The sequence below is a fragment of the Nocardioides sp. genome, from assembly GCF_025964975.1.
GTDB lineage: Bacteria > Actinomycetota > Actinomycetes > Propionibacteriales > Nocardioidaceae > Nocardioides.
The window spans coordinates 32220-45068 of record NZ_JAOPXV010000131.1 but is presented as its reverse complement, the minus strand read 5'-3'; the positions used below and the strand labels follow the sequence as shown (position 1 = coordinate 45068).

Sequence of the window (12849 nt, the reverse complement as noted above, 5' to 3'; positions counted from 1 at the left end):
GCCGATTCGCTCAACAAGGTCACCGGAGTCACCTCGACCGAGACGCACATCGCCTTCCGCACCTTCTCCAAGCACGACCTCGAATCCGCGTTCTCCCTCGGTCTGGAGTAGCAGAGTCCGCAACCGGCCCTCCCGGGCCGGGCTAGCCTCCCGCGGGTGTCCGTCAACACCGACTCCCCGTGGCCCACGCGGCTGCCGCTGCTCGTCCTCCTGCTGCTGATCGCGGCCGGTGCCTTCGGGACGGCTCCCATCCTGGCCGTCAGTGTCCCCCTCACGGGTCTGCTGGTCGTGGCAGCAGCGGCGACCCGATCCCGGGGGAGCGAGTCATCGCTGACTCGACCGGCTGCCGTGGTGGTCGCGCTGCTCGGGGTCGTCGTCCCCTTCCCGCTGGTCGTTCTCGCCGTGCCGGACGCGCCGGTCCTCGTGCCCGTCGCTGTGGTCGTCGTCATGATGGCGTCGAGCGTGATGGCGACCCTCTGGCCGAGCACCTTCTACCTCCACCTCGCCGTGATGGCCGGCTACCTCGTGACGATGATCCAGCGGATCCACCCGACAGGTGACGTCGGCATCTTGGTCGAGGACTCACTCGACGGTTTGCTCCGGGGCGTCAACCCCTATTCCCTGACATTTCCCAACCCCTACAACGCCGAGGACACTGCCGCCTTCTGGTCTCCGGAGTTCATCGACCGCGGTCGCCTCGATGTGGGCTATCCGTACCTTCCCGGCTCGCTGTTCGCCGACCTGCCCGGACACCTCCTCGGCGACGTGCGCTACTCCAGCGCGCTGGCCGTCCTCGTCACCACCGCGTTGGCGTGGCGGCTCACCTCCGAGCTCGTGGGGCGCGTCGTGGTGGCGACACTGCCGGCCAACGCCCTGTCGGTGACCACGGTCGTCAGCTACTGGGTCGAACCGCTGATGCTGCTCGGCGTCGCCATCGTCGCCTTCGCGATGGCACGGGCCTGGGGACGCCTGGGAGCGATCGGACTGGTGCTCCTTCTCACCACGAAGCAGTACGCCGTCGTGCTGTTGCCGATCGAGAGGCACATCCGGGCTCGGCTCGGGACCACGTGCATCCTCGCCGCCGTCGGCACGTCGGCCCTGCTGGTCGCCGGGTTCTTCCTGCTCGGCCCCGCCGACTTCTGGAGATCGGTCGTGCTGCTGCACCTCGAGCAGCCCTTCCGGTCGGACTCGGTGTCGCTCACCGTCGATCTGGTGGGCGCGGGCGTGCCCATCCCGGCCGACGCCATGTCCGTGCTGTCCGTCGTGGGTGGCCTGGCCGTCTCGCTGTGGATCCGACGCACCGCGGAACCCTCAGCGACGTGGACGGCTCTGGGTGTCGGTCTGGCGCTCCTGGCGACGGTGCTGTTGTCCAAGCAGGGCCACGTCAACTACTACTTTCTCGTCTACGGCTGTCTGGTCATCGGTGTTGCCGCCTGGCCGGGCGACCTGGGGACGTCACCTGACCTGCCGATGGACGGAAGCCGGGAGGCGTCGCTCGTCGAACGGGACCACTGAGAGCCGGGACTCGTTGAGGGCGTCGTAGACCGCCAGGTGACGGGTGGCGCCGCCGACCGGGCAGACCCAGTCGCCATCGACCTCGACGAGCCGAACGCCCGGCGCCTCCAGCCAGCGCAGAACTTTCTCGCTCTCCTCTGCCGTGGCAGAGGGGACCGGGCCCGGTGCGCCGCTCACGGTCTCGGCGCCGGCCCGCAGCTGCTCGACGAAGTGGTGGGCGTCCGCCCCGGGTGGAATGACCCCGGCCGAGGCGAGCCTGCCGAAACGCACCACGTGGACCGCCCACCTGCCGTCGTCCTCGCGCCGGGCGGCCACGATCTCAGAACATGCGGCCAGCCCGGAGAGCCGCTGCGTCCTGGCGGCCGACCGCACGAACGTCGCGAGTCGATCCCGGTGGACCCCGGCCTCCTCGAACCGCTCAAGCTGGGCCAGCGCCGTCATCCGTGCGTTGATGGCGTCGACCACCTCGTCGGGGCGGCGCAGCATCGTGTCGCGCACGGACCTGACGACCGCGCCATAGGTCGCCGGGTCGGCGCTGCCGTCGCAGGGGGACAGGCACCGTCCCATCTCGGCCAGCACGCACGGGGTGCGTGACTGACGTGCTCCGATTCGGTCGGAGCACTGCCGCACCGGGAACGTGTCGTGCAGAACCGCCAGACACTTCTCTGCTGTCTTCCGCGACGAGAACGGGCCGAGATAGTCGGCGTCGTCGTCGAGCACGCGGCGGACCAGGGACAGTCGTGGCCAGATCTCGCGGGTGAGCTTGACGAAGTGCATCTTCTCCGGGAACCGCGAGCGCCGATTGTACTTCGGCTTGTGCTCGGCGATCAGCCGCAGCTCCCTGACCTCGGCCTCGAGCGGGGTGGCGCAGGTGATCGCGGTGACGGATTCCGCCAGTCCGATCATCTCTCCCATCCGCGACCTGGTCTCGGACGCCGTGAAGTAGGTGCGGACCCTGCTGCGCAGGTCCTTCGACGTCCCGACGTAGAGCACCCGGCTGCTGTCGTCACGGAACAGGTAGACGCCCGGAGCGTGGGGCAGCCCCTCGGCCAGGTGCCGCTTGCGCCGCTGAGCGGTGGACACCTTGGAGGTGAACGTGCGCAGCTCCTCGAGCGTGTGCACACCGACGCCCCCGAGACGCTCCATCAGCCCGTGCAGGACGTCGACTGTCGCGCGGGCGTCGGACAGCGCGCGGTGGTCGGGCGTGGTGGTGGCGTGGAACAGCTGGGCCAACGACGAGAGCTTGCAGTTGGGCGCGTCGTCCCGGGTGATCACGCGCCGCGCCAGCTTCGCCGTGTCGACGACCTCGAAGCCCGGCCAGGCGATGTCCTGGAGGCTGGCGAAGTGACGCAGGAAACCCACGTCGAACGGCGCGTTGTGGGCGACCAGGACGCTGCCGGCGGCGAACTCCAGGAAGGCGGGCAGTGCGGACTCGATGGACGGGGCGTCGCTCACCATGGAGTTGGTGATGCCGGTGAGCACGGCGATGAAGGGCGGAATGGCGGCATACGGATTGACCAGCGTCTGGAACTCGCCCAGCACCTCGCCGCCGCGGACCTTGACCGCACCGATCTCGGTGATCATGGATCCGGCGGCGGCCGAGCCGCCGGTTGTCTCGAGGTCGACCACGCAGAACGTGATGTCGCGCAATGGCCGCCCCAGCTCGTCGAAGCTGCGCTGGGCCTCCCAACGCGTGGGCGCGGACGCTGTGGTGCTCATGGCGAGGACGCTAGATCGCACCACCGACATCTGCCGGCAGGGCGCGCCACTAGGCTGAGTGCGTGACCCCAGAGCTTCCTGACGAGTCCAACCGGTGGCGATGCGGTGGTTGTGGGAACCTCACCCGCTTCGACGTGACCCGCAGCCGTCGTACGACGGAGTTCTGGCACTTCGACCTCGCGGGTGACCACGGTGTCGAGTCGATCGAGGTCAAGGACGAGTCGGTCGAGCTGGTGTCGTGCCGCTGGTGCGGGCGCGATGATGCGATCGAGCTCGTGAGCCGCCACGAGGCTTCCGTTACTGATGACCCGACCAGCCGCTCCTCGGCCTCCGACTAGACCTTGTCGCTGTGACAGGTGGACGTGACGAGCAGGACAGGACGTGCCGCGCCGTCGGGGCGAGCTTGTTCGTCAGCGGCCTCCTCCTCGCGCTGCTGATCCTGGTGGGGGCGGACCTCCTGTGGCTCGTGGCCATGGGGGATCACGTCCGCGCGACCGGCACGGTGCCCGACGGCGTCCCGTTCGCGGCTGCGAGCAGTGAGGGATGGCCTCCTGCCCTGCTGCTCTCCGAGCTCGTGCTCTCCTTCGTACATGAGGCCGGGCTCGCGGGCCTGCTGGTGTGGCACTACCTCCTTGTGCTCACGGCGCTGGGGCTCGTCGCTGTCGGTGCGCGACTCCGCGGGGGGACAGATCTCACGACGGCCCTTGTGCTCGGGGCACTGTTGCTGGGCGGCATCGCGACGTTCGGGGTCGTCCGTCTGCAGTCGTTCTCCCTCGTTCCGTTCGCGATCGTCCTCATCCTGGTCCGCGCTCAGCACGCTCGACCCAGTCGGGCGATGTGGTGGGCGCCTGCCCTGGTCGCGATCTGGGGCAACCTGCACGGCTCGGTACTTCTCGGGGTCTGTGTGATCGGCGCCTACCTGCTGTTCTCACGGCTCCGCCACCGACTCGTCGAAACCCTTCTCATCGGCATCTCGACGCTGGGTGCGTTGTTGCTCAACCCGGCTGGGTGGCGAACCCCTCACTACTACCTCGGTGTCCTGCGGAACCAGGCTGCAGCGCAGAAGGAAGGGCTCTGGGCCGCCCCCAGCCTGACCAACCCCTTCGACGTGCTCATGATCGTGGCAGCCGTCGTGCTCGGCGGATGTGCGCTCCGGCACAAGCTGGCGCCGTGGGAGTACGTCGCGCTGGCGGGTCTCGCCGTCGCCACGGCCGAGGCCGCCCGCAACGGGGTCTGGCTGCTGCTCTTCCTCGCAGCGCCGGCGGCCTACGGACTGGTCCGGGCGAGAGCCCTCGGGCGTCCCCCGCCGGGATGGCCGGGTCTGCGGCCCCTGATTGTCCTGGCAGTGGGCCTGGGGATCTGCGGTGGCGTGCTCGTGCAGCGGTCGCAGGCGAGGTCCGAGACCGACACCGCTCTCGCTGCAGAGGTACGGGAGTCGGCCCCGGGGCTTGTCGTGCTCGCCCCCGAGCCGGTGGTGGAGAGCTTGGCCGTCCACGGCGTCCGCGTCTGGCTGGCGAACCCCTTGGACGCCTTCGGTCAGGAGGACCAGAGCGCCTACCTCGACTTCATGTCAGGTCGCCCGGGGATGGCGAGAGCCGTCGCAGGCAGCGATGCCGTGCTGGTGGAGGCGGGCACCCCTGCTGCGGCACAGATGGCCGGCACTCCCGGCTTCGACCTGACCGAGCTCTCGAGCGAGTGGTTGCTCTACCTGCGCAGTTGACGATCCGGCCCAGTGTCGGTGCCGACTGTCACGGTGCACCCATGACGACACGAATCGATTGCGACACCTGCTTGGTCCGCGGTCTGGCCTGCCACGACTGCATGGTCACCGTGCTGCTGGGTCCCCCGCCGGAGCTGACCTTCGACGACGACGAACGGCGCGCCCTGGAGGCGCTCGCGGCCGGAGGACTGGTGCCACCGTTGCGCCTGGTCCAGCCGGTGGTGGCGCCCGAGGTGGAGTCTGCCTGAGCGAAGAGCAGGCGGCTGGTGCCGACATCGGGAGAAAGTTCGGCGAAGATTGGCAGGGCCCCCCGCAGGCGACTAGGGTGATGAGCTCAGGCGTTCGTGGAAGTGGGCCACTGGGGTCCGCGCGGACGCCGCGTCGAGTCCGACCCCCCTGACCCCGTCAGTGGGTCGGAGCCGGGGAACCACGTCCCGTCTGGGGTGAATCGCTTCCGAGGACATGCGCTCGTGCATGGCGGAGGGCGCGTAGGGCATGTCGTGCCCGAACCCGTCAGCTCACCTGGTAGACGTACGACACACAAGGAGAACCCCCCGCTCGTGAATCACGACCGGATGCGACTCGGCAGCGCGCTGCTGGGAATCACCGCCCTGCTTGCCATCGGCCTCGCCCCCCTCTCACCCGCCCAGGCCGAACCGGACATCAAGGACGTCGAGGCCAAGGTGGATCGCCTCTACCACGAGGCCGAACAGGCCTCGGAGCGCTACAACGACGCCAAGCTCGACCTCGACGAACTACGCAAGGACCTCGCGGCCCTGCGTGCCGATGAGGACCGCCAGAGCAAGAAGCTCGAGGCGGTCCGCAACGAGGTCGCGGACTCCATCCTGCGCGGCTACCAGGGTGAGGCCATCTCCACCGTCGGCCAGGTCGTCGTCTCGGACGACCCCAGCGCCTTCCTGGGTCAGCTCTCGACCATGTCGGGGTTCAACGACCTGCAGGACAGCATGTTCGACAACTACTCCACCGAGCTACAGGCCCTGGACCTGCGCCGTGCGGCGACTGCCGAGCGCGCCGCGGAGATCGCCGAGACCACTGAACAGCTCGAGGACGAGAAGTCGACCATCGACTCCAAGCTCGCCGACGCCAAGGACCTGTTGGCCGACCTGGAGGCCGAGGAGCGCGAGCGCCTGCTCGCGACCTCCAGCTCGCGCAGCACCGGCCGCATCCCCACGACCGCCGTTCCTGCGTCCGGTCGCGCCGCAGCTGCCGTGGCCTACGCGATGGCTCAGGTCGGCGACGCCTACGTCTACGGCGCCACCGGCGACAGCGCCTTCGACTGCTCGGGCCTGACCATGCGTGCCTGGGGTGCGGCCGGTGTCGGTCTTCCCCACTCATCGAGCGCGCAGTACGGCTCCGGTGCGCACGTCTCCGCCAGCGACCTGCAGCCCGGCGACCTGGTCTTCTACTACTCCCCGATCAGCCACGTCGGTCTCTACATCGGCAACGGCTTGATCGTGCACGCCGCCAACCCGGGCACCGGCGTCGCCGTGGCCGGCCTCTACTCCATGCCCTATGTCGGCGCGGTCCGCCCTGGCTGATGGCCTGACCTCGAAGACCGGGCACCCACGAAGGTGGGTGGCCGGTCTTTCGTTGTCGATGGGCCTGGTCGCCCTGGCCGGCCTGGTGTTGTCGGGACGTGGCGAGCCGTATCAAGCTGATCTGTCACAGCAGGGCCCACCCTCCGCGCGGTCCGGTTCTGCCGCTGGCGCGGTCCAGGACCTGCTCGCCGCCCTCGAGGCCGGCGATCCCGCCGGTGCGGCCGACCTGGCCGCCGAAGGCGACGGGGCCGCCCGTGAGGAGCTGGCGGCAGCCGCCACCAACGTCCGCGCGCTCGACCTGACCGAGCTCTCGGCCCGTTACGTCGACGAGGTGGGCGCCGTGTCACCCGAGGGCTCGTGGACCGCCGCGGTCGCCCTGACCTGGGCCGTTGCCGGCTTCGACCGGGAGCCCGCCAGGGCCGAGGTGCTTGTCGACTTCGCCGGAGACCGCGAACGTGTGGTGATCACCGGGCTCGGCGGCAGCGACCGCATCAGTCCGCTCTGGTGGGGCCAGCGGCTCGCCGTGCGGCGTACCGACACAGCGCTGGTCATGGCAGCCGGCGACGATGCTGCGAGCAGGGCGCAGAGCTATCTCCAGCGCGTGCGTCGGGCCATCCCCGTCGTCCGCCGCGTGCTGCCGCGGTGGCGTCCGTCCGTGGTGATGGAGGTGCCGGCGAGCGCTGCCGGCCTCGACGCGAGCCTCGACGTGGCCGAGGGCACCTACTCCGCCATCGCGGCTGTCACGGCGCAGGCCGACGGCTCCGGTCGCGGCGACGCCCCCGTACGAGTGTTCGTCAACCCGGACGTGACCGGCCGTCTCCGCGGCGCAGGCGCCCAGGTCGTGATCAGCCACGAGCTCGTGCACGTGGCGACCGACGCCGCCAACGCCGAGATCGACCCGTGGCTGCTCGAGGGATTCGCCGACTACGTCGCACTGCGAGACATCGACCTGAGGCTCGATGTCACCGCGGCGCGTGCGCGCGCGAGCGTACGCCGAAGCGGCGTGCCCGACCAGCTGCCCGGGACCGCGGAGTTCGACGTGTCTGCCGACGACCTCGCGGCCGCCTACGAGCTGGCATGGCTGGTCTGCGTCGAGGTGGCCGCCCAGGTGGGCGAGCAGGGTCTCGTACGGGTCTACGAGCTGGCCTCCGAGGGCGAGAGCACCCGCGCCGCCCTCGCCGGCGTCGGCCTGACACCCGCGGAGGTGCTCGTGGCGTGGCAGGAACGGCTCAGGAAGCTGGCCTCGTGACCGACAAGCAGGCAGTGCGTCGAGTAGCGCTCGTGGTCACCGCCATCGCCACGGTCGGGTTCGCGATCGTTGCCCTCGTCTGGGTGCCGTGGCAACCCGTGGCAGGCGGAGCCCCGCCGGCGGTTGCGCCCGAGTCGGTGTTCACGCCGCTTGAAGTCCGACGAGGCGAGGACTACGCCTCGTGGGCACGACTGTGGAGCCTGTCCTCGCTCGCCATCAGCCTGGCGGTGGCGTCCGCCCTTGGCTTCAGCCGCTGGGGGGCGCGCGTGATGGCCCGACTGCCCGGGCCGTGGTGGGTCCAGGTCGTGCTGGGGGTGGCCCTGATCGGTCTGGCCGGGCGCCTCGCGACGCTGCCGTGCAGCGTGATGCTGCAGCGACACCGCCTCGCGGGCGGACTGAGCAACCAGCCGTGGGCCGACTATGCCCGAGACCTCGTCGTCGGTGAGGCGATCGCGGCTATGGGCACCTCCCTGGTGCTGCTCGCCCTCATCGGAGTGGCGCGACGGTGGGCTCGCGCCTGGCCGGCGATGGCCGCTTTCGTGGTGGGCGCACTGGTGGTGCTGACGTCGTTCGTCTACCCGGTCGTCGTCGAGCCGCTGAACAACGACTTCGTCCCCCTGGAGCAGGGCGAGCTGCGCTCGGCGATCCTGACGCTGGCGGACCAGGAGGAGGTGCACGTCGACAACGTCCTGGTGGCCGACGCGTCGCGGCGTACCACCAGCCTGAACGCCTACGTGTCGGGGTTCGGAGCCACCCGTCGCGTGGTCGTCTACGACACGCTGGTCGAGTCGTTGTCGCAGGACGAGGCCTTGTCCGTGGTCGCGCACGAGCTCGCGCACGCTGCGCACGACGACGTGGTGATCGGCACGTCGCTGGCGGCCCTGGGGTGCGCAGCCGGAGTCGGTCTCCTGGGACTCGTGCTGACCCGCAGGGGACGCGGGCCGTCCATGGCCGACCCGGGAGTCGTGCCGCTCGTGCTTGCGCTGGCCCTGTGGGCGACGCTGGTCGCGAGTCCGCTGCAGAACGGCACCAGCCGGCAGATCGAGACCCGGGCGGATGTCGACGCCTTGACCGCGACGGGTGAGAGCGCAGCTTTCGTCGAGATGCAGCGGACGTTGGCGCTGCGATCACTGGCAGACCCGACACCGCCGGCCTGGCTTCACTGGTGGTGGGGGAGTCATCCCACGACGCTCGAGCGGGTGGCTATCGCTCGATCCCTGTCTGGCCAGAAATAGCCGCGACCCGGGCCGCAGACACGGTCCGGGTCTGGTGTTGAGCCTCAGGGCGTCAGAACGTGAGCTCGTAGAGAGGGATGACCTTCGTCCCCAGCACCGCGATCACCACGAAGATGACCGCGGCGACCATCGCTATGAGCACCGCGTATTCGACCGCAGTCGCACCACTCTCTCCTCGGTGCTCAGGCTGTGAATTCATGCTTGTCTCCTGGCGGTGAGGGCGGAATGCAGAAGGCCGGGGCGCCTCGAGGAGAGACGGCCCGGCCACACTGGACTAAATCAGAGCTGGGTGGTGATGGAGCTGAACGCCGTGTTGATCTGGTTGCCGAGGAGGACGACGACGGTGATGATGACGGCGGCGATGAGGGCGACCAGCAGGCCGTACTCGACGGCGGTGGCGCCTTCTTCATCCTTGTTGCGGCCGACGATCATGAAGGTGATGAACTTCTCAAGCATGTGATTCTCCTGGGAGTTTGAGGTCAGTGTTGTCGGGGCCGGGGGGCACCCGGGTAAGAAGAATCTTGCCCCGGCTCGGCTCGCGGGAGATCAGGTGATCGGTCAAGACGCACTAGTCCCATCTGACTACGACGCACCACCCACTGGACTGGACCAGCTGATCCAGACGGATTCGTCGGCCCAGAAATCACCGAGACCGGGACCCCGACGGGTGTCCCGGCCTCGGCGAGCGAAGTCAGAGCTTGTCGATGACGAGTCAGAAGCGCTGGGGTGCCAGATGGGAGAGCAAGCCGATCCGCATTGCGGTGACGAGCGCTTGGGCCCGGTTCGCGGCGCCGAGCTTCTGGTAGATGTGCGTGATATGGGTCTTCGCAGTGGACTCGCTCAGGAACAACCGCCCGGCGATCTCGCCGGTGCCCAGACCATCGGCCAGCAGGGCGAGGACCTCGATCTCCCGGGCCGACAGCGAGGGAGTGGAGGGGGTGCTGGCGCGCCGCATCATCGCGGCGGCCAACCCGGCGCACAGGAAGGTCCTGGGCGCGACGGAAGCGTGCTTGGCAGCGCTGACCACCTCGGCAGCCTTGCTGTCCTTGCCCACGAACCCCGATGCGCCCGCTTCCATGGCGGCGAAGATCTGGTCGTCACCGGCGTGCATCGTCAGCACCACCAGACCCACGCTCTCGCTCTCGCCCCGGATGGCCCGGACGACGTCCAGCCCGTGCCCGTCCATCAGCTGGAGATCGGTGACCACGACGTCGGGCTGGAGGCTGGCGTAAGCGGCCAGTGCCTCGGCCACACCTCCGACCTGTCCGACGACGGTCATCTGGTCGTCGCGCTCGAAGGCGCGGGCCAACCCTTGCCGGATCAGCTCATGGTCGTCAACGAGGAGAACGGTGGTGGTCACGGGGGGTGATCCTTTCGGCGGTGGCCACGTCCGTCGAGCGCAGCAGGACGACTGTGCCCCCGTCTGTGCGTGGCGCGATGGTGAGACGGGCGCCGATGCGCTCGGCTCGCTCGGTCATGGTCTGCAGTCCCCAGTGACGCTCACGAGGAACCGCGTTGCCGACGCCGTCGTCCTCGATCCTCAAGGTGACATCCGCGCCGTGCGAGACCAGGGTGATCCAGACGTTGGCTGCTCGGGCGTGCTTGCGCACGTTGCCGAGGGCTTCTTGCGCGATGCGGAGAAGCTCGGTCTCGATGCGGCTCGGCAGCGCCGGGCCCGACTCGTCGAGGACCAGGTGGACCCGCAGGCCCGTGCCGTGGCTGATCTCGCGCACGTACTCGGTCAAGGCTCCGGCCAGCCGGTGGTCGGCCACTTGGTGGCGGAGGTCGAAGATGGAGAAGCGCAGCTCGGTGACCACGCGGCTGATCTCGCTGCGCAGCGTGGCCGCCAGCTCACGGATCTCCGGCTCCTGAGAGACGGTCTCGATCTCGTCCACGACGTAGCCCAGCGCGACGACCTCCTGAGCCACACCGTCGTGCATCTCGCGCGCGATCCGGTTGCGCTCCTCGGCGGTGGCCATGAGGCGTACGTCGTCGAACAGGACTGCGGTATCCAGACGCAGGACGAACTCGTCAGCGATCTCCTGCGCCCGCTCCAGTTCCTCGTCGGTCCACTCCTTGGTCCGGACGAGCAGCACGTGGCCACGCACCTTCTCGGCGCTGCGAAGGGGGAGCAGAGTCACCCCGGGGCGCGCCGGCTTGCCGTCGGCGATCTGGTCGCACAGGGCCAGCAGCTGGGGTGTGTCGCCATGAGCGGCGAGCAGGTCGACCGCGCCACCGTTGGCGTCGATGAAGACCGCGGACTGCTCGGCACCAGTGGCTGAGCGCAGCTCGACGCCCAGGTCCGACGCCACCTGCGCGCTGTCGAGGCCCACTCGGCCGTGCCGGGCCAGCTGGTGCAGCTGCGACATCAGCTGGTTGGCGGCGGCGTACGGCGCCTGCCGCGCCTCGATGTCGCGCACCGAGCGCAGCTGCCAGGTGGCCAGCAGACCGACGCCGTACCCTGCTAGCAGCCACAGCGCAGCGCGAGCGAGCCGCTCGGCGCCCCCAGGGTCACCAGAGACCACTGCGGTCACCACGCTGGCTGCCGCTGCGACGAAGATCGCGTTGGTCGCCGTCACCAGGCCGAAGCGGACGCCGGCCACCGCGGGCGGGACCGCGAGGTAGGCAAGCACCCCCGGCTGCTCGGGCGTGGACATCACGAGCAGTGCGACGAGCAGGGACTCACCGACCGGCAGCCACCGAGTGCTGACCGTGGGCGTGCCCCATTCCAGAGCGCTGGTGGCACTTGCGATCAGGGCGATGGCAGCGAGCAGGGGAGCTGCTTGGCTAAACGATCCGGCTGCCAGTACGGACCCGGTCGCCAGCGCCAGGCTGAAGACCCGGACGGCGGTGGTGACCCGCCACTGCCTCAACGAGGCAGTGGCTAAGTAGCCGGCGGCCGGGCTCATGTCTTGCCGAACATCTCAATCATGCTGATGACGGCCGGACCCATCACGATGATGAACAGGCACGGCAGGATGAAGAGCATCAGCGGGATCATGATCTTGACCGGCACCTGCTGAGCCTTCTCCTCCGCCCGCTGACGTCGCTTGACGCGCATCTCGGCGCTCTGGATGCGCAGCACCCGACCGATCGGGATGCCGAGGTTGTCGGCCTGCACCATGGCCATGCAGAAGGACTTCAACTCCTGGATCGAGGACCGCTCGGCCATGGCCCTCATGGCCTCGGTCCGGCCCACACCGAGCTGCATCTCCTGAAGCAGGCGGGCGAACTCTTCCGACAACGGGCCCTTGGTGTTGAGGGCGACTCGGCCCACGGCGGAGTCGAAGCCGAGCCCGGCTTCCACCGAGACGGTCAGCAGATCGATGGCGTCTGGCAGGGAGTTGCGCATGAGCTTCGAGCGCTTCTGTCCCGCGTTGTTGAGCAGGATGTTGGGCAGGACGTAACCCAGGGCAGCCAACAGTGCGGAGATGATGATGACCCGCATGAAGGGCATTCCGATGACGACGGCCGTGTAGAAGAGCCCGAGGAGCCCGAGACCGCCCATCCCGAGGACTTTGAGACCGATCAACCGGCTGACGCCCCAGCCGGGAGGGTTGCCGGCGACATCGAGGCGGTATTGCAGCTTCTGGGCGGTGTCGGCACGGGTCAGCTTGCGCCCCAGCGTGACGAGGCGGTCCCCCAGCGGTCCGATGACGCGCTCGGCGAACGGCCGTTCGAGCTCGGCCTCCTTCATCGAGGCTGGCGCGGCCTCGAGTGCCTGGATGGCTGCGACCGAGCGGGCGACACCGCGCCGCTCGGTGCTGGCGACACCGATCATGCTCAGGACGAGGGTGATGGCGGCGAACACCAGGCCCGCGCCGAGCAACAAAAATAGGGTGGGTGACATGA

The 12849-nt window shown here is 69.1% G+C and carries 13 protein-coding genes, 1 pseudogene and 1 riboswitch; of the genes and pseudogenes, 8 read left to right on the top strand and 6 right to left on the bottom strand.

Annotation, left to right across the window (positions count from 1 at the left end; genetic code table 11):
• Both JWN68_RS09825 and JWN68_RS09820 read left to right on the top strand, forming a co-directional pair.
• A pseudogene (locus JWN68_RS09825) lies at positions 1-111 on the top strand (Lrp/AsnC family transcriptional regulator); the annotation flags it as partial.
• Positions 112-156: 45 nt separating this feature from the next.
• Entirely contained in the window at positions 157-1515 is a 1359-nt protein-coding gene (locus JWN68_RS09820; RefSeq protein ID WP_297738198.1) for a hypothetical protein, read from the top strand.
• Here JWN68_RS09820 and JWN68_RS09815 read toward each other — a convergent pair.
• The gene (locus tag JWN68_RS09815) at positions 1456-3234 is read right to left on the bottom strand and encodes a DEDD exonuclease domain-containing protein (protein WP_297738196.1); all 1779 of its coding nucleotides are present in this window, start codon (positions 3232-3234) and stop codon (positions 1456-1458) included. The two genes, JWN68_RS09820 and JWN68_RS09815, sit on opposite strands and share 60 nt — an antisense overlap.
• Before the next feature lie 62 nt (positions 3235-3296).
• Here JWN68_RS09815 and JWN68_RS09810 point away from each other — a divergent pair, with 62 nt between their 5' ends.
• The 6 genes from JWN68_RS09810 (at position 3297) to JWN68_RS09785 (ending at position 8997) form a co-directional block, all read left to right on the top strand.
• Positions 3297-3572 carry a hypothetical protein gene (locus JWN68_RS09810; RefSeq protein WP_297738194.1) on the top strand — a complete coding sequence of 92 codons (276 nt, stop codon included), beginning with the start codon at positions 3297-3299 and terminating at the stop codon, positions 3570-3572.
• Between the two features lie 11 nt (positions 3573-3583).
• The gene (locus tag JWN68_RS09805) at positions 3584-4954 is read left to right on the top strand and encodes a hypothetical protein (protein ID WP_297738192.1); all 1371 of its coding nucleotides are present in this window, start codon (positions 3584-3586) and stop codon (positions 4952-4954) included.
• Positions 4955-4995: 41 nt separating this feature from the next.
• A complete protein-coding gene (locus JWN68_RS09800; protein ID WP_297738191.1) occupies positions 4996-5202 on the top strand; it encodes a hypothetical protein in 207 nt (68 codons plus the stop codon).
• A 131-nt stretch (positions 5203-5333) separates the two neighbouring features.
• Positions 5334-5487: riboswitch (cyclic di-AMP (ydaO/yuaA leader) on the top strand.
• Positions 5488-5514: 27 nt separating this feature from the next.
• Entirely contained in the window at positions 5515-6513 is a 999-nt protein-coding gene (locus JWN68_RS09795) for a C40 family peptidase (protein WP_297738189.1), read from the top strand.
• A gap of 37 nt (positions 6514-6550) precedes the next feature.
• Positions 6551-7762: a hypothetical protein gene (locus JWN68_RS09790; RefSeq protein ID WP_297738187.1), complete on the top strand. Its 1212-nt coding sequence runs from the start codon at positions 6551-6553 to the stop codon at positions 7760-7762.
• Positions 7759-8997 (top strand): M48 family metallopeptidase, encoded by a 1239-nt coding sequence (locus JWN68_RS09785; protein ID WP_297738185.1) that lies wholly within the window; start codon positions 7759-7761, stop codon positions 8995-8997. The genes JWN68_RS09790 and JWN68_RS09785 overlap by 4 nt, the downstream gene beginning before the upstream one ends.
• A 52-nt stretch (positions 8998-9049) precedes the next feature.
• Here the strand turns inward: JWN68_RS09785 and JWN68_RS09780 are convergent, their stop codons facing one another.
• The 5 genes from JWN68_RS09780 to JWN68_RS09760 form a co-directional block, all read right to left on the bottom strand.
• Positions 9050-9196 carry a Flp family type IVb pilin gene (locus JWN68_RS09780; protein ID WP_297738183.1) on the bottom strand — a complete coding sequence of 49 codons (147 nt, stop codon included), beginning with the start codon at positions 9194-9196 and terminating at the stop codon, positions 9050-9052.
• 80 nt (positions 9197-9276) lie between these two features.
• Positions 9277-9453, bottom strand: coding sequence for a Flp family type IVb pilin (locus JWN68_RS09775; RefSeq protein WP_297738181.1), 177 nt, complete (start codon positions 9451-9453; stop codon positions 9277-9279).
• 256 nt (positions 9454-9709) lie between these two features.
• Entirely contained in the window at positions 9710-10357 is a 648-nt protein-coding gene (locus tag JWN68_RS09770; protein WP_297738179.1) for a response regulator transcription factor, read from the bottom strand.
• Positions 10332-11906: a histidine kinase gene (locus tag JWN68_RS09765; RefSeq protein ID WP_297738177.1), complete on the bottom strand. Its 1575-nt coding sequence runs from the start codon at positions 11904-11906 to the stop codon at positions 10332-10334. Before JWN68_RS09765 ends, JWN68_RS09770 begins: the two co-directional genes overlap by 26 nt.
• Positions 11903-12847, bottom strand: a complete 945-nt coding sequence (locus tag JWN68_RS09760) for a type II secretion system F family protein (protein WP_297738175.1) — start codon at positions 12845-12847, stop codon at positions 11903-11905. Before JWN68_RS09760 ends, JWN68_RS09765 begins: the two co-directional genes overlap by 4 nt.
• Positions 12848-12849 lie beyond the last annotated feature (2 nt).